Origin of the sequence: Enterobacter sp. WCHEn090032 (assembly GCF_003986875.1) — a bacterium.
Classification (GTDB): domain Bacteria; phylum Pseudomonadota; class Gammaproteobacteria; order Enterobacterales; family Enterobacteriaceae; genus Enterobacter; species Enterobacter sichuanensis.
Window position 1 is genome coordinate 15486 of the sequence record NZ_RXRN01000025.1, and the last position, 25883, is coordinate 41368.

Below are 25883 nucleotides of genomic sequence, written 5' to 3' on the forward strand. Positions count from 1 at the left end.
GCTAGTCTGCCGACAACAGCTGGCGCGTGTAGCGCTGCGTTGGCGCGGTGAATACGCGCTGGCACTCACCCTGCTCGACCACTTCTCCCTGTCGCAACACAATCACCTGATGGCACAGCGCCCTCACCACCTGTAGATCATGGCTGATAAAGATATAGGCCAGCCGGTGTTTTTCCTGTAACCCTTTGAGCAGCGCCAGGATCTGCGCCTGTACGGTCCTGTCCAGAGAGGACGTTGGTTCGTCCAGAATAATCAGCTCTGGTTTCAGGATCAGCGCGCGGGCAATCGCGATACGCTGGCGCTGCCCGCCGGAGAATTCAGCCGGGTAGCGGTGACGCGTCTCGGGATCTAAACCCACTTCAACCATTACCCGTATGACCTCCTGCTCGCGCTGCTGAGCACTCAGGGCGGGCTGATGCACGCGCAGGCCCTCTTCGACAATCTGTAACACGCTGAGCCGCGGGTTAAGCGAGGAGTTGGGATCCTGAAAAACCACCTGCATGCGGGGACGAACGGGCAGCATCTGCCGCCGGTTCCAGCGGTGCAGCGGCATGCCGTCAAAGAGGATCTCACCCTGCGATGCAATTAAGCGCAGCAGCGCCAGACCGGTGGTGCTTTTACCCGAACCGGATTCGCCCACAAGCCCCAGGGATTCGCCAGGACGCAGCGAGAAGCGGAGGTTTTTCAGCACCGGGTTTCGATCGACAATGCGCCGCAAAATACCTTTGCGGATCGGGAACGAGACGGACAGATCCTCAACGCGCAGCAGCGGCGCGCTGTCCGCATCGAGAGGAACCGGATCGCCTGCGGGTTCGCTGTCGAGCAGGCGCTGCGTATAAGGATGCTGTGGCGCGTTCAGCAGCGTGGAGGCAATATTCTGTTCCACGCATCGCCCGTTTTGCATTACCGCGACGCTGTCGGCCAGCTTTTTCACAATGCTCAGGTTGTGCGTGATAAACAGCAGGCTCATATTGAGTTCGTCACGCAGCTCCCGCAACAGCGTTAATATTTGCGCCTGTACCGTCACGTCGAGCGCCGTTGTGGGCTCGTCGGCTATCAGCAGTTCCGGGCGCGTGAGCAGGGCCATGGCAATCATCACGCGCTGGCGTTCGCCGCCGGAGAGCTGGTGCGGAAAATCATTGAGCCGTTTGGCCGCATTGCGTATGCCTGTTCGCTCAAGACAATCCAGAATTTCTCCCCGCGCCGCCTCTTTGCGCATCCCCCGGTGCAGGGAGAGCACTTCATAGAGCTGTTTTTCCAGGCTGTGCAGCGGGTTGAGCGAAACCATCGGCTCCTGGAAGATCATGGCGATTTTATTGCCGCGAATGCCGCGCAGAGTGTGTTCGTCGGCATGCAGCAGTGAACTGCCGTGGAACAGAATATCCCCTTGCGGGTAGCTCACCGGCGGAGACGGCAGCAGGCGCAGGATGGAAAGGGCAGATACGCTCTTGCCGGACCCCGATTCCCCCACCAGGGCCAGCGTTTCACCGCGCTGGATCTGCAGCGACAGATCGGTGACCACGGTGCGCGTCTCGCCCTGCGTTGAAAAAGCAATCGACAGGTTATCAATACTGAGAAGAGGCTGGGTCATCTTATACCGCCTTGTTAGGGTCGAAGGCATCGCGCACGGCTTCGCCAATAAAAATCAGCAGTGAAAGCAGCACGGCCACGGAGAGAAAAGCGGCGATGCCTAACCACGGCGCCTGCAGGTTGTTCTTACCCTGCAGCAGCAGTTCGCCGAGCGACGGCGAACCCAGCGGGAGACCAAAGCCCAGGAAATCGAGTGAGGTGAGGGTGGTGATGGAGCTGCACAGAATAAACGGCAGGAAGGTGAGCGTGGCCACCACGGCATTCGGTAGCATATGGCGGAAGATGATCCCGCGATCGCTGACCCCAAGCGCCTGCGCGGCACGAATATAGTCGAAATTGCGGGTACGCAGGAATTCCGCGCGCACGACGCCCACCAGTGCCATCCAGCCGAACAGGACGGTGATGCCTAACAGCCACCAGAAACCGGGCTGCACCACGCTGGAGAGCAGAATGATGAGAAACAGCGTTGGCATGCCTGACCAGACTTCAATCACCCGCTGGCCCCAGAGGTCGATTTTTCCCCCGTAATAGCCCTGAACGGCACCCGCCACGACGCCCAGCACGCTGGAGAATAGGGTCAGCATCAGCCCAAAGAGAAGCGAAATACGGGTGCCATACAGGATGCGCGCCAGCACGTCGCCACCGTTGGCATCCGTTCCCAGCCAGTTTTGCGCGGAGGGCGGAGAAGGGAAGGGGGTCGTCGTGGCGAAGTTAATGCTGTTTGCGCCAAAGCGCACCGGAGCCCAGAGCGCCCAGCCGTGTTGCTCAATCTGCTGGCGAAGCCACGGATCCTGATACTCCGCCGGCGTGGCAAATGGGCCGCCAAAGTCGCTTTCGTTGTAACTGACCAGAACAGGCACGTACCAGCGGTCGTTAAAATGCACCAGCAACGGTTTATCGTTGGCGATCAGTTCCGAAAACATGCTCAACACAAACAGCACGGCAAAGATCCACAGCGACCAGTAGCCGCGGCGGTTGTGGCGAAAGCGGGCCCAGCGGGCCTGGTTGACGGGGCTTAAACGCGGCATCAGCGGCCCTCAAAATCGATTCGGGGATCGACCAGCGTATAGCTGATATCGCTGACAATATTCAGCAGCAGGCCAATCAGGGTGAAAATATAGAGCGTGCCAAACATCACCGGATAATCACGCGACACGGTGGCCTCATAGCCCAGCAGGCCCAGACCGTTGAGCGAGAACATCACCTCTATCAGCAGTGAGCCGGTAAAAAACATACTGATGAACGTGGCTGGAAATCCGGCGATCACCAGCAGCATGGCGTTGCGGAACACGTGTTTCCACATGATCTGCTTTTCACTCACGCCCTTGGCACGGGCGGTGACGACATACTGTTTACGAATTTCATCGAGAAAGGCGTTTTTGGTCAACATGGTCAGGGCGGCAAAGCCGCCTATGACGGTGGCCAGAACCGGCAGGGTGATATGCCAGAGATAGTCGGTTATTTTCTGATACCAGGGCAACGTGCTGAAATCGGCGGAGACGAGCCCTCGCAGTGGGAAGAGATCGAAATAACTTCCCCCGGCAAAAAAGACGATCAGCAGAACGGCAAAAAGAAACGCCGGAATGGCATAGCCGATGATGATGAACGTGCTGCTCCAGATATCAAAGCGGCTGCCGTTATAAACCGCTTTGCGGATCCCGAGCGGAATCGAGACCAGATAGATGATCAGTGTTCCCCATAGCCCCAGCGTTATCGACACCGGCAGGCTTTGCTTAATCAACGTTAACACTGACGCGCTGCGAAACAGACTGTCGCCGAAATCAAAGCGGATGTAATCCCAGAGCATTTTGAAATAGCGCTCGTGAATCGGTTTGTCAAAACCGTAGCGATGAGTGATCTCGGCGATCACCTCCGGATCCAGACCGCGTCCGCCGCGATAATGGCTTTCGCTGATATTCCCCACGCCGGTTCGCGCATGGCTCGCGCCCATGCCTTCACCGCCCCCGCCGGGCATGCCGCCGCTGTTGCCAAATTCAATGGCGGCAATCGCCTGATCGACCGGCCCTCCGGGGGCGATTTGCACGATAAAAAAGTTAATCGTGATGATGGCCCACAGGGTGGGGATGACCAGCAGCAGACGGCGGAGAAGATACGCGCCCATGATGATTCCTTATCGCCGCTCAGCGGGAAGTCTGGCGGCTTTGTTGACGTCATACCACCAGGTATCAAAGCCGAGGGAATAGACCGGGCGCACGGCAGGCACGGAGAACTTGTCCCAGCGCGCGAGGCGGTCTTCGCCCATGTACCACATCGGCAGCATGTAGTAATTCCAGGTTAACACTCTGTCGAGGGCGCGCCCAAGCGGCACGAGCTTTTCTTTATCTCCCTGCGCCGCCACAATTTTCGCAATCAGCGCATCAATCGCCGGGCTTTTTACGCCCGGAGCATTGTACGAGGAGTCGATGTAGCGGGAGGCCCAGGAGATTTGCAGGTCCGAGCTGGGCCACGGTTGCGCGGGCCACAGGCGCTGCATCATGTCGTAATCCCGGCTGCGCATGCGGCTGGTGATCTGGGCGTTATCGACCTGGCGAATGTTCATGGTTACGCCCAGACGCTCAAGATTATGCTTAAACGGCAGTACCCATTGATCGTTGCCCCCGGACGAGAGCAGCAGTTCAAAGCTGAGAGGCTGACCCGTTTTGGCATTAACCCGTTTTTGATTCTTCAGGTGCCAGCCTGCATCATCCAGCAGCTTGCTGGCTTTCAGCAGGTTGTCGCGATCGTAACCGTCACCGTTTGACGCGGGTGGCTGAAAGACACGGGTGAACACCTGCGGGGGGAGCTCGGCTTTCAGCGGCGTCAGAAGGGCCAGTTCGTCCGCTTTCGGATAATCACGCGCGGCATACTCGGTATTCTGGAAATAGCTGTTAGCGCGGCTGTAGGCGCCGTAAAACAGCGCTTTGTTCATCCATTCAAAATCAAAGGCCAGGGTAATGGCTTCCCGCACCCGGCGGTCAGTAAATACCGGACGCTGAATATTAAACGCCAGCCAGCGCGTGTCCTGGGCAGATGCATTTTGGTGTTCGTCCTTAACGATATAGCCTTTGGCGAAATTTTTCCCGATATAGCGGGTCGCCCAGTTTTTGGCGCTGCTCTCTACGCGTAAATCGAAGGCACCGGCTTTGAAAGCTTCAAACGCCACGTTATCGTCAAGGTAGTAGTCATAGCGAAGGGTGTCGAAGTTCCAGCGCCCGCGGTTTACCGGCAGGTCAGCCGCCCAGTAGTCTTTAACGCGGGAGTAGACCACATACTGCCCCATGCGCCAGTCGGTGATGCGATAGGGACCGCCTGCCAGCGGTGGCGTCGAGAGCGGGTCGCTTAGCTTATGATTCTTCCAGAACGATTCCGGCATCACGGGCAGCGAGAACAGACTGAGCATATTCTCTTTGTTCGGTTCGCTCAGCTCAATGCGTACGGTCAGCGGCGCAATGGCGCTGACTGACGCCCCCTTATAGACAATGCGGAACTGGGGAACGCCTTCGGTCATAAATTTATGAAAGGTGAAGGCAACGTCGCTGGCCTTAACCGGTGTGCCATCGTGAAAACGTGCCCGGGGGTTAAGGGTGATTTCCGCCCAGGCGAAGTTATCAGCATAACGCACATTCCCGGCAATCAGCGGATAGTAGCTGCCGGGCTCATCATCAGACGTGACAAAGAGCGTATCGTAAAGCGATTCCGTTCGCGCCGCCGCCACCCCACGCAGGGCGAAGCGGTTGAAGTTGTCGAACGTTCCCGTGGCGGAAAGCGTGACCTTTCCGCCTTTCGGCGCGTCAGGGTTAACGTAATCGAAGTGGGTAAAATTGACGGCGTATTTCGGCTCGCCAATCACCGCGAAGGCGATATTTTCTTTGATGGCTTGCGCCTGGCTGGACAGGCTCGTGAATGCCAACATCAGCAACATAACGCGCATAAGCATTTCGCGGCGGCTCCCTCTTTTACAGACCGGCTCGGTTAAGCTGAATAATAAGTGACGCCGCAGGCAATGTGAAATTATTCACCGTCGGGTGACACGTCCGGTCGCCATTCACGGAACTGTGCCAGCGGCATCGGGCGGCTAATCCAGTATCCCTGCAGGAAATTGACGCCATGTTCACGCAGCCAGGCGGCCTGTTCCGGCGTTTCCACCCCTTCGGCGACGGTCGACATATTCAGTCGCCTTGCCAGCGTGAGCACGGCATCCAGCACCGGCGAGGTCACGGTCTCGGTACCAATGGCATTCACGAAACCGCGGTCGATTTTGAGATAGTCCATGGTGAAATGCTCAAGATAAATTAGCGCACTGTGGCCCGTACCAAAATCATCAATGGCTATCTCAAAGCCTTCATTATGCAGCCACTCGAAAAGGCTGTTGGCTTCCCGATGGTTAAGCATGTCGCGCTCGGTAATTTCCAGCACGATCTGGAAGTAATCCGGCGGCAGTAGCGCTTTGAAGGTGCGCATATCGTCTTTGAAGCTTTCCGCATGCAGATGTCCGGGCGCAATGTTGATCCCCACTTTTGCGCCCGGGGGAAGAAGGGTCTGTAACACGGGGGCATCGTGAATAATCAGATCAAAGAGATGCAGCGTCAGCGGGACAATCAGCTTCTGCGCTTCAGCGAAATTGATAAATGCATCTGGCGGAATTTCTCCCATTGTCGGATGTTTCCAGCGCATCAGCACTTCAAGCCCGGTCATCCGGAGCGATTTGGCATCAACGACGGGCTGATAAACCACATAAAACTGACCGCGCTTAATGGCGCTTAAAATCTCTTTACCCGGATTGAGCCGAATGCTGAGGATGTAGTAATTGAGCGATCCGGCAGCAATACCGCATACCAGCCCGAAGAACAGGGCATAGAGAATTTCATCGCTGGTCCACGCGTCCGCATACAGTTTTATGGTCAGGGGGACCTCTTTCAGCGTCGCGGTACGGGCAGGAATATCATGTAAATCATGTGCTTTGACTAGCCTGCTGGAACGCGTTGACAACGCATTATCACCGATAATGATGGCAATGCCCGCAAACTCGTCCTGACGCGCGGTATAGAGCAGGTAAGGCGTCAGATTGATATTCACCGAGGTGAACACACCGCCATCCTTCACTAACGGGTTACGGTACCAGATGGCAATCGCGGGTTTATTGGGCAACATCGGGGTGCCCGGTAGCAACGCCATATCAATCGGTTTACCGATGTGCAGCTCAGGTATCAGCTCCTCCATCGGGACATTCATCGGGCCGGTGGCCGATGAGCAAAATGCCATTTTGTCTCTTACCAGCAGGAAGGCGCGAACATTAATGCTAAAGGCGGCGCGCGAGGTGAGCTCCTGATTGACCTCCTGGCAGGTGTTCAACGTGAGCGGCTGGAGAATATCGACAGCGTTTTTTAACTCATCGAAATAGCTCTCCATATAGATGGAGATATCGTGAATCAGGGTGTCGAATTTGGTTTCCCGCTTGTGGTAGCTCCAGAAAAACTGCAATGACCCGAGGAGCAGGGCGGCGATAAGACCCGTGATAATGCTGATGAACAGAATCTTGCGATTGCTGGAAAAGTAGCGGGTGAACATAGACGTCGTGATTCCTGAAATGCCGCTGGATGTATTCAGTGTAACGGGCAAAAAAAAACACTGCCGAAGCAGTGCTTTTTTTCATCGTATCGCCAGCCAAGGGATAACCAACGATACAATTGTCATCTTAACTGCGGGTCAGAACACGGCGCGCTTCGTTGTAACGCTTCTTCCAGTACGGTTCGTTCATGCTGGAAATGGTCACACCGCTGCTGGTGGAGGCATGTACAAACTGGTCATTACCAATGTAGATACCAACATGACGACCTGTAGAACCTGCACGGAACAGAACTAAATCACCGGTGCGCAGTTTCGTACGTGAAATCGACTTGCCCATCTCCTGCTGTTCATACGTTGAACGCGGAAGGTCTAACCCAAACTGCTCACGGAACGTACGCTGTACAAAACCGGAACAATCAATACCTGTTTTTGTGCTGCCGCCAAGACGATAACGCACGCCTTTCCAGTCAGCATACTGGTCCATAATGCGGGACTTCACGTCCAGATTACGTACCATATTTTCAAATTCATCCTGAGAGGCTTGCAGTGACGAGGAATCTTCCATTCCCACAACACGCGTCTCAGGATGCATATTCTTTGCGGTGTTCGATGTACTACATGCAGACAACAGTACCGCGACTGCTATCGCCGGGATCCCCCGTAAGATATATCTCAGAAACGGTTGAGATTTGACCATTTTGTTTATTTTCCCTTGAAGTCCTTAACGACAAATATCGTTATAAAAATGCCAAACGTGACGAGACTAATTATCTGTTCACATTGAGACAATTCTTTCTGATCACATTTGTGGCACAGCGCACAAAATTATTCACCAGCGAAATCATTATCTCTATGGGGCAAAACGAGTTCGAGATTAACCGATTGCCCAGGGTATTGCGAGTAAAAAAAGCCTTTTTTTTATAAGAAATTGTGATACAGAAAGTAAAAATTCGTAATTGCTTAAAATACGGTCAGATCCGACGCGTTATCGCGCAATTGCTTCATTTTTATCATGAAACTGATGACAGGAATATGACAGCGCGAAACGATCGTGGCGGGAAGGCTATCAGGGATCATGTCGATCCCTGATGATTAACGTTAATTTGAGTTAGATGTTTGTTTAATTATTGTTGCTTTTTGCCCGGAAGATAGCGATCGAACAGTCCTATTATTCTGTCACTCAGTGGCGTCATCAGACACCACGGCAACGCAATCAGCGCAACGGAGAGCGAACCGACGGCAATATCGCTGAACCAGTGGGCGCCAATCATTACGCGCGGGAAGGCAAAAACCACAAAAATAATCAGGGCTATTGCAAAGGCTTTTCTGCCGAAATAGCGAAGCATTATTGCGGAAAAAATAAGCAACATCATCCCGTGATCGCCGGGGAAACTGTCCTTCGACGCGTCTTTTGTCGGAATATGCAGCAGCTCGCTGACGCGATAAATATCGGTGAAGAATAGCGTTGGGCTTGAACGTTTAACCGGAATAATCGCGGTAGCCAGCTGGTTAATGATGACCGCGAACAGCAGCATCACCAGACCGATAATCAGAATGCGTCGACGTCCCGCGTTATCGGCTTTCAGCCAGAATGAGAGCATCAGGCAGCCCATGGCCAGCAGAGAGAAGCCGTCGAAGGCGCGGTTGTTGGTGAGAGCCACCAGCCACAGGAAGGCGTTGCTCTTAACCAGCTCCTGGTTGAAGAAGTGAAAAATGGTCGAATCCAGCGGGAACCAGAAACCATGATTCGCCGGGATATACCAGGAGAAGAAAAGCGCCAGACCGGCGACATTAAGCAGTAATATCAGGGGAAATCGCGTTGTCATAACATTCAGCATAGAGTGAAAACTGGGGCAACGTTAGCCGCCCGAACTTAAACGAATCTTCAACAGGCTGGACTGCAGGGCATTCCAGTCGGTGTTAACCGCACTAATTAACTCTATACGGCTGTCCGGCGGCGCCACGTTTTGCGTTTCAATGAAGAAATCGTCGCCCTGGCGGTTAATCCGTACCAGTCCGTCCGGCGTGCGCATAATCCCTTTCACGCGATCGACGGGGGCAAGTCTGGCCCACTCCAGGATCCCTATGGTGTCGAAGACCGTTTCAGCATCAAAGATCCATCCGCAGGCCTGATATCCCTGACCGCTATTCAGATTGCGGCGCCAGCGCTGATGCTCCGGCAGACTGAGGGCAGCCAGACCCTGCTTAACCGGATGACTGTGCGCGTGCTCCGCGCTGGCGGGCAGTTCGGTGAGGTTCAGACGAGGAAGATCAAGCAGGGCGCTGTCTATTTTCCCCTGGGTGGTCTGTACCCGCGTACGATTGCCGCCGAAATGCTGCCACCACGCCTCCAGTGCCGCCTGACTTTCAGCCGTGGCGCGATCTTCTTTATTGGCGACGATAATGTCAGCCGAGGCGAGCTGGTCGCGGAAGTTCTCATTGGCGACGGCTTTTTCATCCAGCAACTGGCGTGGATCGAGCAGACACAGGGTGGCGCGCAGATCGATCCACGGCTCGTAAACCGGGGCGGTCAGTAGATCGAGGATCTGCTTCGGGTGGCCCAGTCCGGTGGGTTCAATCAGCAGGCGGTCGGGTTTGCCCTGACGCAGCAGCGTGTTGAGTCCCACCTGCATTGGCAGGCCATTGACGCAGCACATGCATCCGCCGGGGATCTCTTTAATCAGCGCGCCGCTGGATGACAGCAGTGCGCCATCAATGCCTACCTCGCCAAATTCATTGACCAGCACGGCCCATTTCTCGGCCGGATCTTTAGTTGCCAGCAGGTGAAGAATGGAGGTGGTTTTTCCGCTGCCGAGAAAACCGGTGATGAGGTTGGTTTTGGTCACGTGCGCTCCGGGAGAGAAGGGTGATGCGATAACACTGTTCTCTTATCCTGACGAAAAACGTGACCAATGAGAAGGGGAAGGGCGAACGGAGACCCTTTCCGTTCGTGTTAAGCGCAATAATCGTTAAATATTTAACGTTTCAATAACAGCCTGACGCGCGCCGTGGCGGCTGATACGCTGGTAGGCCTGCTTAACCGCCTCAACAAAAACGTGGTTTTGCGCCAGATCGTGGCCAAAGACTTCACTCAGCCCCAGCAGCGCGTTGACGCGATCGGCCTCGTTGCTGGCATCAACAACCGCACGGATTTTATCGCTGAGGGGATCGCGAACATCAATCGCGTTGCCACGGTCGTCGGTGCCGCTGACGTAGCGTATCCAGCCGGCCACGCCGAGCGCCAGCAGTGGCCACGGCGTTTTTCGCTCAAGATGGATGCGGATCCCGTCCAGCATGCGCTGGGGCAGTTTCTGGCTACCGTCCATCGCGATTTGCCAGGTACGGTGCTGGAGTGCCGGGTTCGCAAAGCGTTCGAGCAGGCTATCGGCGTAGGCGGTGAGGTCGACATCCTGAATACGTAATGTGGGCGCCTGCTCGTCGAGCATGAGCCGACGGGCGGCATTACGGAAAGAGGGATCCTCCATACATTCATTAATGTGCGCATAGCCCGCGAGATACCCGAGATACGCCAGGAAAGAGTGGCTGCCGTTGAGCATGCGTAATTTCATCTGCTCCCACGGCAGTACATCCTGCACCATCTGGACACCCGCCACTTCCCACTCGGGACGGCCCGCGACAAAGTTATCTTCCACCACCCACTGAATAAACGGTTCGCAACTGATGGCGCACGGATCTTCAACGCCGAGCGCTTCGGTGATTTCCGCAAGCGAGGCGTCAGTCGCGGCGGGGACAATCCTGTCGACCATCGTGCCCGGAAAACTGACGTGGCTTTCGATCCACTCCGCCAGCGCAGCGGAACGTTTTTGCGCCATGCCCAGCACCGCATTTTTCACTACGTGTCCGTTATCCGGGATATTGTCGCAGGAGAGCACGGTAAAGGCGGGCAGGCCACGCTCGTGGCGGCGATGGAGCGCTTCGACCAGAATCCCCGGGGCAGAATGCGGTTCAGTCGGATTTTCAAGGTCGTGGACGATCCGCGCGTTGTGCAGATCCAGTTTACCGGTCGCAGGATCGATGCAATAGCCTTTCTCGGTGATGGTGAGCGACACAATCGCGACCTGCGGCTCACAAAATTTCTCAATAATGGCGGACAGGGAGTCCAGCTTTGCGTTCAGGCATTCATGGACGGCGCCGACGATAATCGGCTGATTGCCGTCTGCACCTTTCTCCAGCACGGTAAACAGATGATCCTGCGCGCGCAGCTGGCTCATCAGCACATCACCGCTGAAGAGGCTGATCTCACAGATCCCCCAGTCGCCGCCTTTTTCATTCAGCACCCGGTTTGTTAACAAGGCCTGATGCGCGCGGTGAAAGGCACCAAAGCCAAAATGAACGATGCGGGAGCGTAACTGCGCGCGATCGTAGCGAGGTTGCTGAACGTGAGCAGGCAGCGAGGTGGAGGCAATTGTCTTCATGAAATACACACCTGATTAACCATTAATTAACAATGTCAGTGTAAAGTTATATGACAACAAATAAAATTGGTGAGCCGTAAATATCCCGGTTCTGTGAGTTTGATCAATCAATGTGTGGCGATGTATTGACCCTTTACGGCAAACATGTATGGTAGTCGTCATCGCATTAACACATATTGGTATAACAACTTGAGGGGTGGGGTAATGGAACAAACCTGGCGTTGGTACGGGCCGAACGATCCGGTTTCTCTTGATGATGTGCGTCAGGCTGGCGCAACGGGTGTTGTCACGGCGCTGCATCACATTCCTAACGGTCAGGTCTGGCCGGTGGAGGAAATTAAACAGCGCCAGGCCCTGCTGGCGGAGAAGGGATTAACCTGGTCTGTCGTGGAAAGTATTCCGGTTCATGAGGATATCAAAACCCATACCGGGGAGTATCAGACCTGGATTGCGAACTATCAGCAGAGCATTCGTAACCTTGCGGCCTGCGGCATTGATACCGTCTGCTATAACTTCATGCCGATCCTGGACTGGACGCGCACTGACCTTGAATATCAGATGCCGGACGGTTCAAAAGCGCTGCGTTTCGATCAGATTGCCTTTGCGGCATTCGAACTGCACATTCTGAAGCGCCCGGGCGCCGAAGCGGACTATACCGCGGAAGAGCAGCAGCAGGCGCTGGCGTGGTTTAACGCGGCAAGCGACGCGGACATTGAAAAGCTGACCCGCAATATTATTGCTGGCCTGCCGGGTGCGGAAGAGGGGTACACGCTGGATCAGTTCCGCGCGCGTCTGGCGGAGTACGGCGATATTGATAAGCACCAGCTGCGTGAAAATATGGCGTACTTCCTGCGCGCCATTGTTCCTGTGGCGGAAGAGGTTGGGGTTCGCCTGGCCGTACACCCGGACGATCCACCGCGTCCGATCCTCGGCCTGCCGCGTATCGTCTCCACGATTGAAGATATGCAGTGGCTGAAGGAGACGGTTAACAGCATCTACAACGGTTTTACCATGTGTACCGGCTCCTACGGCGTGCGTGCGGATAACGATCTGGTGCGGATGATTGAAACCTTTGGCGATCGTATCCACTTCACGCATCTCCGTGCGACCTGCCGTGAAGAGAACCCAAAAACCTTCCACGAAGCCGCGCACCTGGGCGGTGATGTGAATATGGTTGCGGTAGTGGACGCCATTCTGGCGGAAGAGGCGCGTCGTAAGCAGGCGGGCGATGTACGTCCTATTCCATTCCGTCCCGATCACGGCCACCAGATGCTCGACGATCTGCGTAAGAAAACCAACCCTGGCTATTCGGCAATTGGCCGTCTGAAAGGGATGGCGGAAGTGCGCGGCGTGGAGCTGGCGCTGAAGATGACGAAGTATCCGGAGCTTCTGTAAGCGACATTGCCGGGTGGCGGCTACGCCTTACCCGGCCTACAAAAACACAAAAACCGGCTTCAGGGCCGGTTTTTCGTAGGCCCGGTAAGCGTAACGCCACCGGGCAAAAGCCGCAATCAGTCAGCACGACCCATATAGCGTTTTTCTTCGATATGGATGCGGATTTTCTCGCCCGCTGAGAGGTATTCCGGTACCTGCACAACCAGACCGGTTGTCAGGGTAGCCGGTTTGTTGCGGGCGCTCGCAGATGCGCCTTTGATGCCTGGTGCCGTTTCAACGATTTCCAGATCGACAGTCTGAGGCAGTTCCAGCGCCAGCAGCACGCCATCCCAGGTCAGAACCTGCATGTCAGGCATGCCGCCTTCAGGAATGAACAGCAGCTCTTCTTCAATCTGATCTTTGGTGAAGATGTACGGGGTGTAATCCTCTTTGTCCATGAATACATATTCGTTGCCGTCGATGTAGGAGAAATCAACGTAGCGACGGGTCAGGGTCACGGTATCAACGATATCGTCACCTTTAAAGCGCTCTTCCACTTTCAGGCCAGTACGGACATCGGCGAAACGCATTTTGTACAGCGTTGCTGCGCCACGGGCGCTCGGGGCCTGAATGTCGATATCTTTCACAATCAGCAATTTGCCGTTGTAATTCAGTACCATACCTTTCTTAATTTCGTTCGCTCTTGGCATTGCAGTAATCCTGTTTACGGGAGGTAAAAAATATCGCGCCAAATTACTCGTGCGCGGCCTTTCAGGCAAGAGGAATTCGTGGCTTTTGCTATCAATACACAAAAGGTGTTACTGTGCGCGCGATGCCCGACTGAGCGGGCGTTCGTCAGCGAAGAGAGCATTTATGGATTGCCGTCCAGATTGTGGCGCGTGCTGTACTGCACCGTCCATTTCAAGTCCCATTCCAGGAATGCCCGAAGGCAAGCCTGCCAATACCCGCTGCGTTCAGCTCTCAGAGACTAACCTGTGTATGATCTTTGGCTCACCGTTGCGCCCGAAGGTCTGTTCCGGGCTTCAGCCCTCAGCCGAAATGTGCGGCACCACGCGCGAGCAGGCGATGACGTACCTGCTTGAGCTGGAAGCGCTCACCGCGCCTTAAACGTCTTTAATCTTCGCCAGACAGCCAAGCGTCAGCGTGCACATCACCAGCGCAATCCAGAACACGGTGTGATAGTTCCAGATCTCAGCCACGACGCCGGCCATTGAACCGGCGATAATCCAGCCCACGCGGGTGGTATTGGTATACAGGGTCGTGGCGGAGCCTGCCTGGCCCGGCATCAGATCCTGGAAGTAGAGCATGCCTATCCCGGCGAGAATGCCGATATAAATGGCGTTCAGCAGCTGTAAAGCCAGCAACAGCCCCGGCGTGTGAACCGTCAACATACCAATATAGAACAGCAGGCCAGCGACGGCGGCTATGCGCATTAAAAAACGCTTTCCGAAACGCTTCGCGTAGTAACCCGCGATGAGCATGGTCGGGATCTCAAGCCCGGCGGCGGTGCCCATCATAATGCCCGCCAGCTTTTCCGGCAGATGCAGTTCATCAATAATAAACAGCGGCATGTTGATGATATACAGGCTATTGGTGCCCCACATCAGCGTGCAGATAATAAAGAGAAGCAGGGCATCGCGGCGGTTACGGCGCGGGGCTTCCAGCACACCCGTTGCCACTTTGGGCTCTTTGCGCATTGACGGCAGAAAGAACCACACCAGCGCGCCGCAGACGACAAACGCAACGGCCGCACTCAGGTACATCACCGTAAAGCCAAAACCCATCGCCAGCGCGTAAGCCAGCGGCGGCCCTATCACCCATGCCAGCGACACCTGAGCACGCATAACAGAGCTGAACATCACCGCTTCGCGTCCGGTATGGTCGGCGTGCTCGCGGGCAAGGGCGAACATCTGTGGGTTTGCCGTCGAGCCAAAGCTGCTCAGGAACACGCCGATGAACAGCAGAATGAAATAGTTACGGTTCCAGGCAAACAGAACGCAGGCCAGTACACCGAGCAGGCAGCAGAAAACGATCAGGCTTTTACGATCGCCTTTTCTGTCGGAGCGCCCTGCCAGAAACTGACTGACGAGGATGCCGATGATGGCGCTTCCGGTAAAAAAGAAGCCGACCATTGCCGGACGAACATGAACCTCATTGGTCAGAAATAAACTCAGCGTCGGCGTCTGTAACGCACCGGCAATACCCGTGAAGAAGGCAACAATCAGGAAGGCTGCTGAGGTCAAATCAAAGGGCTTCGGTGAGGCAGCCGCAGGGGTGTTATGCATGTTTTATAATTAGCGAGTAGCAGAGAGGGAGCGGAGTTTACGCCGTCAGCTAAAAAATAAACAGTGGGTGCGGTCAATGATGCCACGAAAAATCAAAATGGCATTTCATCTTGCATCCTCCCCGGCTGACCTTAGCTGAAACTGACTTGCTGAACTTCAGCAATATTCAGCTGAAGGAATAAGAAATGTGCTGTATCTCTAAATTCTGACATCAGAAAGACGAGTTTACTTGCAAGGCATTGCAGAAAGCGCAAGACTTTTTGAAACGTTTCAGCGCTATCTTGTTTTAACAAACGGAGCAGGCTAGCGCATTTTTTCTCATTTAAGCTGAAACGATTCAAGTTCAGCAGGAGAGGAGAACCATGTTCCAGTTATCTGTTCAGGATATCCACCCGGGCGCTCAGGCCGGGGATAAAGAAGAGGCTATTCGCCAGGTTGCCGCTGCACTTGTGCAAGCGGGTAACGTCGCGGACGGCTACGTAAACGGCATGCTGGCGCGCGAACAGCAGACCTCAACCTTCCTCGGCAACGGCATTGCCATTCCGCACGGCACGACGGACACCCGCGATCAGGTGCTGAAAACCGGCGTTAAGGTTTATCAGTTCCCGCAGGGCGTGCTCTGGGGCGAGGGGCAGGTGGCCTATGTGGCTATCGGTATCGCGGCCAGCAGCGACGAACACTTAGGCCTGCTGCGTCAGCTGACGCACGTCCTGAGTGATGACGCGGTGGCTGAACAGCTCAAATCCGCCACGACAGCGGAAGAGCTGCGCGCCTTGCTGATGGGCGAAAAACAGAGTGAAGCGCTGAAACTGGATAATGAAACGCTGACGCTGGACGTGGTTGCCTCCGACCTGGTGACGCTGCAGGCGCTAAACGCGGGTCGCCTGAAGGAAGCCGGCGCGGCGGATGCCACCTTCGTAACGCACGTGATCAACGATAAGCCGTTGAATCTGGGGCAGGGTATCTGGCTGAACGACAGTGCTGAAGGCAACCTGCGCAGTGCTATCGCCGTGAGCCGCGCGGCCAGCGCGTTTGACGTAGACGGCGAACGTGCGGCCATGCTGGTGACCGTGGCGATGAACGATGAACAGCCGGTTTCCGTGCTGAAACGTCTGGGCGATCTGCTGTTGAACAACAAAGCTGAAAAACTGCTGAACGCTGATGCCTCCACCGTGCTGGCACTGCTGACCAGTGATGATGCGCTGACGGATGACGTGCTGACCGCAGAGTTCGTGGTGCGTAACGAACACGGCCTGCATGCCCGTCCCGGCACCATGCTGGTGAATACCATTAAACAATTCGAAAGTGAGATCACCGTGGCGAATCTTGATGGCACGGGCAAACCGGCCAACGGCCGTAGTCTGATGAAAGTTGTCGCGCTGGGCGTGAAGAAAGGTCACCGTCTGCGCTTCACCGCGCAGGGTGCGGATGCTGAACAGGCGTTGAAAGCGATTGGCGATGCCATCGCCGCGGGTCTGGGGGAGGGCGCATAATGAGCAGACGTGTTGCGACTATTACGCTGAACCCGGCTTATGACCTGGTGGGGTTTTGCCCGGAAATTGAGCGCGGCGAAGTAAACCTCGTGCGTACCACTGGCCTGCATGCTGCGGGTAAAGGGATTAACGTCGCGAAAGTGCTCAAGGATCTCGGTATCGATGTCACCGTGGGGGGATTCCTCGGTAAAGATAACCAGGATGGTTTCCAGCAGCTGTTCAGCGAGCTGGGCATTGCTAACCGTTTTCAGGTTGTTCAGGGCCGTACCCGTATCAACGTTAAGCTGACGGAGAAAGACGGTGAAGTAACCGATCTGAACTTCTCCGGCTTTGAGGTGACACCGTCCGACTGGGAGCGTTTTGTGAACGATTCCCTGACCTGGCTGGGCCAGTTCGACATGGTGTGCGTCAGCGGCAGTCTGCCGTCCGGCGTGAGCCCGGAAGCGTTCACCGACTGGATGACGCGCCTGCGCAGCCAGTGCCCATGCATTATTTTTGACAGCAGCCGCGACGCGCTGGTTGCGGGTCTGAAAGCCTCTCCGTGGCTGGTGAAGCCAAATCGCCGTGAACTGGAGATCTGGGCCGGTCGTAAGCTGCCAGAATTAAAAGATGTGATTGACGCTGCCCATGCGCTGCGCGAGCAGGGTATCGCTCATGTGGTGATTTCGCTTGGTGCAGAAGGGGCGTTGTGGGTTAACGCGTCCGGCGAATGGATCGCCAAACCGCCATCGGTTGACGTTGTCAGCACCGTTGGTGCAGGGGATTCCATGGTTGGCGGCCTGATTTATGGTCTGCTAATGCGTGAATCCAGTGAACATACTTTACGTCTTGCCACCGCCGTTGCAGCCCTGGCCGTCAGCCAGAGCAATGTCGGTATTACCGATCGTACCCAGTTAGCCGCGATGATGGCGCGCGTTGACTTAAAACCTTTTAACTAACAGCAGGAGAGGAATAATGAAAACGCTGCTGATCATTGACTCCGGTCTCGGACAGGCTCGCGCCTATATGGCGAAGACCCTGCTGGGCGCGGCGGCACAAAAAGCGCATCTGGAGATTATCGATAATCCAGGTGATGCCGAACTGGCTATTGTCCTGGGCGATAAAATCCCGGCTGACAGTGCGCTGAATGGCAAAAAAGTGTGGCTGGGCGATATTAATCGTGCGGTGGCCCACCCGGAACTGTTCCTGAGTGAAGCGAAAGGTCATGCGACTGTTTACAGCGCGCCTGTCGCCACGGCACCGGTTGCTGCAGCAGGACCGAAACGCATTGTCGCGGTGACGGCCTGTCCGACGGGGGTGGCTCACACCTTCATGGCGGCTGAAGCCATTGAAACCGAAGCGAAAAAACGCGGCTGGTGGGTAAAAGTTGAAACGCGTGGCTCTGTGGGCGCGGGCAACGCTATCACCCCTGAAGAAGTGGCGGAAGCCGATCTGGTGATTGTGGCGGCGGATATCGAAGTGGATCTGGCGAAATTTGCCGGTAAGCCGATGTACCGTACCTCAACCGGCCTGGCGCTGAAAAAAACCGCGCAGGAGTTTGATAAAGCGCTGGTGGAAGCGAAGCCGTATCAGGCTACTGGTACCGCACAGACCGCGACGGAAGGGAAGAAAGAGTCAGCAGGTGCCTATCGTCACTTGCTGACCGGTGTCTCTTACATGCTGCCAATGGTGGTCGCGGGTGGTTTGTGTATTGCGCTGTCATTCGCATTTGGTATTACCGCCTTTAAAGAACAAGGGACGCTGGCTGCAGCATTGATGCAGATCGGTGGTGGTTCTGCTTTCGCGCTGATGGTACCTGTTCTGGCGGGCTTTATTGCCTTCTCCATCGCTGACCGTCCTGGCCTGACGCCGGGACTTATCGGCGGTATGCTGGCCGTCAGCACCGGCTCCGGTTTTATCGGCGGTATTATTGCCGGTTTCCTGGCGGGTTACGTCGCGAAGCTTATCAGCGCGAAGCTGAAGCTGCCGCAGAGTATGGAAGCGCTGAAACCGATCCTGATTATCCCGCTGATTTCCAGTCTGGTGGTTGGGCTGGCGATGATTTACCTGATTGGTAAGCCGGTTGCAGGCATCCTCGCGGGCCTGACTCACTGGCTGCAAACCATGGGTACTGCGAATGCGGTACTGCTGGGTGCGATCCTCGGGGGCATGATGTGTACCGACATGGGTGGCCCGGTGAACAAAGCAGCGTACGCTTTCGGTGTTGGCCTGCTGAGTACCCAGACCTACGCACCGATGGCTGCCATTATGGCCGCAGGTATGGTGCCTCCGCTGGCACTGGGTCTGGCCACGATTATCGCGCGTCGTAAATTCGACAAAGCGCAGCAGGAAGGGGGTAAAGCGGCGCTGGTACTGGGTCTGTGCTTTATCACCGAAGGGGCGATTCCATTCGCCGCCCGTGATCCAATGCGTGTTCTGCCGTGCTGTATCGTTGGCGGCGCGGTGACCGGCGCTATCTCCATGGCGATTGGCGCAAAACTGATGGCACCACACGGCGGTCTGTTTGTCCTGTTGATCCCTGGCGCCATCACACCGGTACTGGGTTACCTGCTGGCGATTGTTGCGGGTACGCTGGTAGCTGGTCTCTCTTACGCGGTGCTCAAACGTCCTGAAGCGGACGTGGTGGCGAAAGCGGCGTGATATAAATCCCCTCTCCCAGGGCAGAGAATTCTCTGCCCTTTTTTATTTCTGCATTTTGTGCCCTGTCTCTCAGGTTTTCCTGCCTTCCCGAATTATATCCGCTAAAAAATGTGATTCTGTTCATAACTACTCGCTTTAGCGCTTGCAGCCAGATTCCGTTTGATCAAAACATGCGCAACACAAACAGATGTTTGTTTGCAAACATAAGCTCTAATAGATTTTGATGTCGTTAATCGCGACATCATTACTATGGCAATGCTTTGCCGGAGGGTGTGCTATGCGCAAAAAGGAATACATAGTAACAATCGGTTCAGCCAATATGGATGTGGCCGGATATTCACATGATTCACTCAATTATGCTGACTCTAATCCAGGGCGGATAAAATTTTCTCCCGGCGGCGTGGGACGAAATATTGCCCATAATCTTTCATTGCTGGGTAAAGCATCATGGCTACTCACTGCCGTAGGCCAGGATTTTTATGGTGAAATGTTATTAACACAAACCCGCCAGAGTGGTGTCCACGTAGAAAAAAGTCTGTGTGTGCCCGTTGAAAATACATCCTGTTATTTATCACTGCTCGATAATACGGGTGAAATGTTAGTGGCTATCAATGATATGGGCATTTCTGAGCATATTTCTGCCCGTTTTTTAGCACAACATGCGGATTTTATTCATCACGCATCAGCAGTTGTTGCCGACTGTAATATCAGTGAGGAGGCACTGGTCTGGATACTCGAAAATGCCGGCGGCGTACCGGTATTTGTAGACCCGGTATCCGCCTGGAAATGTATCAAAATTCGCAATCATCTCGACAAAATCCACACGCTGAAACCCAACCGACTGGAAGCCGAAACCCTCAGTGGGATTGCGCTTTCCGGACGTGACGACGTTGCGGATGTTGCCGCCTGGTTCCATGCGCATGGGCTAACGCGGCTGGTACTCAGCATGGGGGGGGATGGCGTTTACTACAGTCACGCCAACGGGGAGCATGGGTGGGCATTACCTGTTAAAACGCAGGTCATTAATGTGACCGGTGCAGGCGACGCCATGATGGCCGGGCTGGTCTCCTGCTGGGTAGATGGTTTGTCATTTATTGATTCCGTACGTTTCGCGCAGGGGTGCTCATCCATGGCGCTTGCCTGTGAATATACCAACAACCCTGATTTATCTGTTGAAAACGTTATTTCCTTACTGGAGAAATCCGCATGTCTGAATTAACACTGAATGCTGAATTACTGCAAATCTCACCAGAGGTACAGGACGCGCTTAAAAATAAAAAGCCGGTCGTCGCGCTCGAATCCACCATTATTTCTCATGGGATGCCTTTCCCACAAAATGCACAAACGGCAATTGAGGTCGAACAAACCATTCGTCAGCATGGCGCTGTTCCGGCAACTATTGCCATTATTGGCGGAATAATGAAGGTGGGATTGAGTAAAGATGAAATTGAGTTATTGGGGCGCGAAGGGCACAGCGTCACAAAAGTCAGTCGCCGGGATTTACCGTTTGTCGTAGCAGCCAAAAAAAATGGTGCCACAACGGTTGCCTCCACCATGATTATTGCGGCGCTGGCCGGAATTAAAGTTTTTGCAACCGGGGGAATCGGTGGTGTTCATCGTGGTGCTGAACGCACGTTTGATATTTCTGCCGATCTTCAGGAGCTGGCACATACCAATGTCACGGTGGTGTGTGCGGGCGCGAAATCTATTCTCGATCTGGGGCTCACCACCGAATATTTAGAAACTTTCGGTGTCCCGTTAATTGGCTACCAGACAACCTCTCTTCCGGCTTTTTTCTGTCGTACCAGTCCATTTGACGTGAGCATTCGTCTCGATACCGCAGAAGAGATTGCCCGCGCCATGCTCGTGAAGTGGCAGACGGGTCTGAACGGCGGACTGGTGGTGGCCAATCCGATTCCTGAATCGTTCGCTATGGCAGAAGGCAAAATTAACGCAGCCATCGATCAGGCGGTACGAGAAGCTGAAGAGCAGGGCATCGTGGGCAAAGAAAGCACGCCTTTCCTGCTGGCCCGGGTGGCCGATCTGACCGGTGGCGACAGCCTGAAGTCTAATATACAGCTGGTCTTCAACAACGCCGTGCTGGCCTGCGAGATAGCGAAAGCCTATCAACGTCTCGCCTGCTAAAACCGTTCAGTCAGCATGCTGTCGACCACCAGGGGCAAACACAACTGAGGCCCGGCGACAACGCCGGGTTTACTGGCATGAAGGGAATTCGTTATGGATATCATGAGAAGTGTTGTGGGGATGATAATTTTACTGGCAATTGCGTTCCTGTTGTCAGTCAATAAAAAGCGTATCAGCCTGCGTACCGTGGGGGCTGCGCTGGTTCTGCAGATCGCCATCGGTGGGATTATGCTCTATTTTCCTCCCGGTAAATGGCTTGTTGAGCAGGCCGCGCTGGGCGTACATAAAGTCATGTCCTACAGTGATGCAGGGAGCGCCTTTATCTTTGGCTCGCTGGTAGGGCCGAAAATGGATGTTCTGTTTGATGGGGCGGGGTTCATCTTCGCGTTTCGTGTGTTACCTGCCATTATTTTTGTCACCGCCCTGATCAGCCTGCTCTATTACATCGGCGTGATGGGGCTGCTTATCCGGTTTCTTGGCGGTATTTTCCAGAAAGCACTGCACATCAGTAAGATCGAATCCTTTGTTGCCGTGACCACCATCTTTCTCGGGCAAAACGAGATCCCGGCAATTGTGAAGCCGTTTATTGAGCGTCTTAACCGCAATGAACTGTTCACCGCGATCTGTAGCGGTATGGCATCGATTGCTGGCTCGATGATGATTGGTTATGCCGGAATGGGCGTGCCGATTGATTATCTGCTCGCCGCATCGCTGATGGCCATTCCGGGTGGGATCCTGTTTGCGCGTATACTCAGCCCGGCGACGGAAGCGTCAAACGTCACTTTTGATAACCTGTCATTCACTGAAACTCCACCGAAAAGCATTATTGAAGCTGCCGCGAGCGGGGCGATGACCGGGCTAAAAATTGCTGCGGGTGTTGCAACGGTAGTGATGGCGTTTGTCGCTATCATTGCGCTGATCAACGGCATGATTGGCGGCATTGGTGGCTGGTTTGGTTACGAACACGCCACGCTTGAAGGGATTTTTGGTTATGTTCTGGCTCCGCTGGCCTGGATTATGGGGGTTGACTGGCATGAAGCAACGCTTGCCGGAAGCCTGATCGGTCAGAAGCTGGCAATCAATGAGTTTGTGGCCTACCTCAATTTCTCACCGTATCTGCAAACGGCAGGCTCTCTGGATGTAAAAACCATCGCCATTATCTCTTTCGCCCTCTGCGGTTTCGCCAATTTTGGATCCATTGGCGTTGTCGTCGGCGCATTTTCCGCCATTGCGCCACAGCGGGCGCCCGAAATAGCGCAGTTGGGAATGCGGGCCCTGGCAGCAGCTACGCTTTCCAATCTCATGAGCGCGACGATTGCGGGTTTCTTCATCAGTTTATAAAGAATGACCCAGGCATTATGCCTGGGTTGTATTGAGCAGATAGAGGGCGTTATTAGCTGAAAGGGCAGGATTATTGAGGCTGACGCTGGCGCGTGATAAGGCAGCACACGCCATCGCGAAATTCGCACCGTCACGAAAATCGCTCCCTTCCAGAAAACTATAGAGAAGGCCCGCCATAAAACCGTCATCCGCGCCAAAACCGTCCACGACAGGATGCGCAGGCGGGAAGAGACGAAATTGTTCGCCATTCTTCTGGCTACAAAAAACCGATTCATCCTTCATGTAAACATAAACATGCTGAACCCCTTGCTGATGCAGAAAATCCGCTGCGCGGGCCAGGTCAGCATCGGTAATGACGGGATTGCCCCAGAGGATCTCCAGTTCCTTTTGGGTCGGCTTTAGGGTATGGATCCGTGAATACCAGGTCTTAATTTTTTCCGCTTTGAATTCAGAAACGGTATCAATAAAGACCGGAATATCATCCGCTATGGTGAAGACCCACTCCATCGCTTCCGGGGTGAGGTTGCAATCGGCAAGTATCACCCCGGCGTGACGGAGCAGATCCCGCGAGTTGTCCAGCAGTTGCGGCGTCAGCTTTTGCAGAATCTGTGTATCGTTTATCGCCAGCACCGTTTCATCTTGCTGGTTTGCGACGGAGAGGTAGGTTGACGTGTTATGTCCGTGTAAGCGGATACAGCTGGAGACATTTACCCCCGCCTGACGCGTTTGCTCCAGCAGTGTTTCGCCGTAAAAATCACTGCCTACCGCTGAAATTAAATGGACGTCTCTTCCCAGCAAGGCAAGATTATGCGCGATATTACGGCCCACGCCGCCAGCGGAACAGTGAATGTTGCCCGGATGAGAGGCCGATTGCGGATAGGGGATTTCCGCCGTGCCGCGAATATCCATATTGATGGCGCCGACCACCACGCAATACTCCCGTTCGGTGAGGATATATCCTTTACCTTTGATCATCCCCTTGCGCATCAGATCCATAATATGTGCCGCGACACGCGAACGGCTGATCTGCAAAATATCGGCGATTTCGTTTTGCTGAATAAGGGGATTACGCCGCAGGATCTTGAGTATCTGCTTCTCTCTTTCGTTCATTCTTACGCAACCACCTGCTCTGTCTGCTGTGCTTTCAGCCAGGCAATCTCTTCCGCCCAGATATCCGGGTTAATGGTTTCCAGCACCATGGGGATCCCATCGAAACGGGCATCCTGCATGATAAAGCGGAACGCATCATGGCCGATATTACCTTCGCCCAGGCTGTGGTGGCGGTCAACGCGGCTGCCAAAGGCGCTTTTCGCATCGTTCAGGTGCATACCGCGCAGATACTTAAAGCCAACAATGCGCCCGAACTCGTCGAAGGTGTTTTTCGTGGCCTCGGTGGTGCGCAGGTCATAACCGGCGGCAAAGGCGTGGCAGGTATCAATGCACACGCCCACGCGGGATTTATCTTCCACCCCGTCAATAATGGCCGCCAGATGTTCAAACTTAAAGCCGAGGTTGCTGCCCTGACCGGCGGTATTCTCAATCACCGCCGTCACGCCTTTAGTTTTATCCAGGGTGATGTTGATGGATTCGGCAATGCGCGCCAGACAGGCATCTTCGTCGATCTGCATCAGATGGCTACCCGGATGGAAGTTCAGCAGCGTCAGCCCCAGCTGTTCGCAGCGCTGTACTTCATCGAGAAACGCTTCGCGGGACTTCTCCAGCGCGTCCTGTACCGGATGTCCGAGGTTGATCAGGTAGCTGTCATGGGGGAGGATCTGACCCGGCCCGTAGCGGTATTTCTCACAGGCGGCTTTGAAATCATCAATCACATCCGTGGTGAGCGGCGCGGCGCGCCACTGGCGCTGGTTTTTGGTGAACAGGGCGAAAGCGGTCGCCTCAATTTCGGCGGCGCGAATGGCAGCATTGGCAAGGCCACCTGCAGCGCTGACGTGCGCTCCAACATATTTCATAAAGGGACTCCTGTTAAACCCACCATCGAAAAGGGCAATAATAGCGGATCTAAAAGGGGTTTACGTTATTGAATGTGCAGTCCGTTGATGATGAGACCTTTAATATATGGCGTTCGCTGGAAGGTCCGCTGGACAGTTTGGTCCAGTAGCCATTCTTGATCGGGTATAATGGCGTCCACCGCTGAACCAGCGTTAAACGGCATGTAAAATGCCGGAAGTTGCGACAGTCTATTGAGTTGTTTATTGTATTCGGTTTCAGGAAAGGGAAGTTGGATATCCCTTTTTAGCCCTGGGTCATCATAGAACGATATCCAGTCATCCAGCAGTGTTCTATCGCCCGTTATAGCAGTGTATTTGATAAGCGCTATTGAGTAGGCGTCACGCTCTGCACCGTAGCATCGTTCGTTGGCTTGCAGATGTAAATTCCAAAGTACCTTTCTTCTTACTTCAATGGGTTGTGACTGGAGCCATAGATCAAACCATTCTGATGGGTTTATTTCACGCTTTTCAAACTGTCGGCAAAACCGAAGACGATGCTCAAGCACTGCTTTGGCTTGAAGTTGTGTCTGCATTGACGTATCGCCTGACCCGGCGAAAGCCGGAAATTGCAAAATGATGATTAATGGCAGGAGAGATTTATAGTGCATGATCCATGCACCTCCAGAACTTAAGGTCTTCACCAGTAGAGGATGTTTCTGCGTCAATCACAATTTCTAGCAGTTTTCTTCGTTGTATATCCTGAATACTGCGAAAAGCTAACTGCAATTTTTCCCAGTCATAAGTTGCAATGTTATAAGCACTGACGCTTGATCCTAACCCAATGTAGTCACCACGCCCGGCAAAGATCTGAAACAGTGGAACGCCTGCCAGGAGAGTGGTCAGGATACTGGCTGACCTTGATATATCTTCCATCTTTCGCAGGGCTTCAACTGTACGCTGGCTGGGTATAAAGCCCGTGATATTGCAAAATCCTCCCATCGCCATCCTCTTCCTTAAAATGACACAAAGACAAACAGTTCA

General features: G+C 54.4%; 23 protein-coding genes. 8 read left to right on the top strand and 15 right to left on the bottom strand.

Annotation, left to right across the window (positions count from 1 at the left end; genetic code table 11):
* Nucleotide 1: 1 nt before the first annotated feature.
* From yejF to EKN83_RS18335, 9 genes are all read right to left on the bottom strand, one after another.
* On the bottom strand, nucleotides 2–1591 hold the full coding sequence (yejF, locus tag EKN83_RS18295) for a microcin C ABC transporter ATP-binding protein YejF (protein ID WP_126801420.1): 1590 nt from the start codon (nucleotides 1589–1591) through the stop codon (nucleotides 2–4).
* A 1-nt stretch (nucleotide 1592) separates the two neighbouring features.
* A complete protein-coding gene (locus EKN83_RS18300) occupies nucleotides 1593–2618 on the bottom strand; it encodes an ABC transporter permease (RefSeq protein ID WP_126801421.1) in 1026 nt (341 codons plus the stop codon).
* A complete protein-coding gene (locus EKN83_RS18305; RefSeq protein ID WP_059385226.1) occupies nucleotides 2618–3712 on the bottom strand; it encodes a microcin C ABC transporter permease YejB in 1095 nt (364 codons plus the stop codon). The genes EKN83_RS18300 and EKN83_RS18305 overlap by 1 nt, the downstream gene beginning before the upstream one ends.
* A gap of 9 nt (nucleotides 3713–3721) precedes the next feature.
* On the bottom strand, nucleotides 3722–5527 hold the full coding sequence (locus EKN83_RS18310; protein WP_126801422.1) for an extracellular solute-binding protein: 1806 nt from the start codon (nucleotides 5525–5527) through the stop codon (nucleotides 3722–3724).
* A gap of 74 nt (nucleotides 5528–5601) precedes the next feature.
* Nucleotides 5602–7158, bottom strand: a complete 1557-nt coding sequence (locus EKN83_RS18315) for a cyclic di-GMP phosphodiesterase (protein WP_025756280.1) — start codon at nucleotides 7156–7158, stop codon at nucleotides 5602–5604.
* A gap of 127 nt (nucleotides 7159–7285) precedes the next feature.
* Nucleotides 7286–7855, bottom strand: a complete 570-nt coding sequence (gene mepS / locus EKN83_RS18320) for a bifunctional murein DD-endopeptidase/murein LD-carboxypeptidase (RefSeq protein ID WP_008500946.1) — start codon at nucleotides 7853–7855, stop codon at nucleotides 7286–7288.
* Between the two features lie 427 nt (nucleotides 7856–8282).
* Nucleotides 8283–8984: a phosphatase PAP2 family protein gene (locus tag EKN83_RS18325; RefSeq protein WP_164881271.1), complete on the bottom strand. Its 702-nt coding sequence runs from the start codon at nucleotides 8982–8984 to the stop codon at nucleotides 8283–8285.
* Between the two features lie 33 nt (nucleotides 8985–9017).
* Entirely contained in the window at nucleotides 9018–10004 is a 987-nt protein-coding gene (locus tag EKN83_RS18330; RefSeq protein ID WP_025756279.1) for a CobW family GTP-binding protein, read from the bottom strand.
* 123 nt (nucleotides 10005–10127) lie between these two features.
* The gene (locus EKN83_RS18335) at nucleotides 10128–11594 is read right to left on the bottom strand and encodes a mannitol dehydrogenase family protein (protein ID WP_126801423.1); all 1467 of its coding nucleotides are present in this window, start codon (nucleotides 11592–11594) and stop codon (nucleotides 10128–10130) included.
* A 204-nt stretch (nucleotides 11595–11798) separates the two neighbouring features.
* On the opposite strand from EKN83_RS18335, the gene uxuA reads away from it, so the two are divergent.
* Complete coding sequence (gene uxuA, locus EKN83_RS18340) at nucleotides 11799–12989, top strand: mannonate dehydratase (RefSeq protein WP_025756277.1); 1191 nt, start codon at nucleotides 11799–11801, stop codon at nucleotides 12987–12989.
* A 116-nt stretch (nucleotides 12990–13105) separates the two neighbouring features.
* On the opposite strand, the gene yeiP is transcribed toward uxuA, so the two are convergent.
* Nucleotides 13106–13678 (bottom strand): elongation factor P-like protein YeiP, encoded by a 573-nt coding sequence (gene yeiP / locus EKN83_RS18345; protein WP_008500940.1) that lies wholly within the window; start codon nucleotides 13676–13678, stop codon nucleotides 13106–13108.
* Between the two features lie 163 nt (nucleotides 13679–13841).
* On the opposite strand from yeiP, the gene EKN83_RS18350 reads away from it, so the two are divergent.
* Entirely contained in the window at nucleotides 13842–14096 is a 255-nt protein-coding gene (locus EKN83_RS18350; RefSeq protein ID WP_025756276.1) for a YkgJ family cysteine cluster protein, read from the top strand.
* Here EKN83_RS18350 and setB read toward each other — a convergent pair.
* A complete protein-coding gene (gene setB / locus EKN83_RS18355; protein ID WP_045285152.1) occupies nucleotides 14093–15274 on the bottom strand; it encodes a sugar efflux transporter SetB in 1182 nt (393 codons plus the stop codon). The two genes, EKN83_RS18350 and setB, sit on opposite strands and share 4 nt — an antisense overlap.
* A 362-nt stretch (nucleotides 15275–15636) precedes the next feature.
* On the opposite strand from setB, the gene fruB reads away from it, so the two are divergent.
* The 6 genes from fruB (at nucleotide 15637) to EKN83_RS18385 (ending at nucleotide 22893) form a co-directional block, all read left to right on the top strand.
* Complete coding sequence (fruB, locus tag EKN83_RS18360) at nucleotides 15637–16767, top strand: fused PTS fructose transporter subunit IIA/HPr protein (RefSeq protein WP_126801424.1); 1131 nt, start codon at nucleotides 15637–15639, stop codon at nucleotides 16765–16767.
* Nucleotides 16767–17705 (top strand): 1-phosphofructokinase, encoded by a 939-nt coding sequence (fruK, locus tag EKN83_RS18365; RefSeq protein ID WP_014170919.1) that lies wholly within the window; start codon nucleotides 16767–16769, stop codon nucleotides 17703–17705. The genes fruB and fruK overlap by 1 nt, the downstream gene beginning before the upstream one ends.
* Nucleotides 17706–17721: 16 nt before the next feature.
* A complete protein-coding gene (gene fruA / locus EKN83_RS18370) occupies nucleotides 17722–19407 on the top strand; it encodes a PTS fructose transporter subunit IIBC (RefSeq protein ID WP_045285155.1) in 1686 nt (561 codons plus the stop codon).
* 277 nt (nucleotides 19408–19684) lie between these two features.
* A complete protein-coding gene (locus EKN83_RS18375; protein ID WP_126801425.1) occupies nucleotides 19685–20626 on the top strand; it encodes a pseudouridine kinase in 942 nt (313 codons plus the stop codon).
* Nucleotides 20614–21552, top strand: coding sequence for a pseudouridine-5'-phosphate glycosidase (locus EKN83_RS18380; RefSeq protein WP_025756272.1), 939 nt, complete (start codon nucleotides 20614–20616; stop codon nucleotides 21550–21552). Before EKN83_RS18375 ends, EKN83_RS18380 begins: the two co-directional genes overlap by 13 nt.
* A 93-nt stretch (nucleotides 21553–21645) precedes the next feature.
* Entirely contained in the window at nucleotides 21646–22893 is a 1248-nt protein-coding gene (locus tag EKN83_RS18385; protein ID WP_126801426.1) for a NupC/NupG family nucleoside CNT transporter, read from the top strand.
* Between the two features lie 15 nt (nucleotides 22894–22908).
* Here the strand turns inward: EKN83_RS18385 and EKN83_RS18390 are convergent, their stop codons facing one another.
* The 4 genes from EKN83_RS18390 to EKN83_RS18405 form a co-directional block, all read right to left on the bottom strand.
* Nucleotides 22909–24003: a sugar kinase gene (locus tag EKN83_RS18390; protein ID WP_126801427.1), complete on the bottom strand. Its 1095-nt coding sequence runs from the start codon at nucleotides 24001–24003 to the stop codon at nucleotides 22909–22911.
* Between the two features lie 2 nt (nucleotides 24004–24005).
* Nucleotides 24006–24863: a deoxyribonuclease IV gene (nfo, locus tag EKN83_RS18395; RefSeq protein WP_126801428.1), complete on the bottom strand. Its 858-nt coding sequence runs from the start codon at nucleotides 24861–24863 to the stop codon at nucleotides 24006–24008.
* A gap of 65 nt (nucleotides 24864–24928) precedes the next feature.
* The gene (locus EKN83_RS18400) at nucleotides 24929–25510 is read right to left on the bottom strand and encodes a hypothetical protein (protein WP_126801429.1); all 582 of its coding nucleotides are present in this window, start codon (nucleotides 25508–25510) and stop codon (nucleotides 24929–24931) included.
* Entirely contained in the window at nucleotides 25500–25847 is a 348-nt protein-coding gene (locus tag EKN83_RS18405; RefSeq protein WP_126801430.1) for a hypothetical protein, read from the bottom strand. Before EKN83_RS18405 ends, EKN83_RS18400 begins: the two co-directional genes overlap by 11 nt.
* Between the last annotated feature and the right edge of the window lie 36 nt (nucleotides 25848–25883).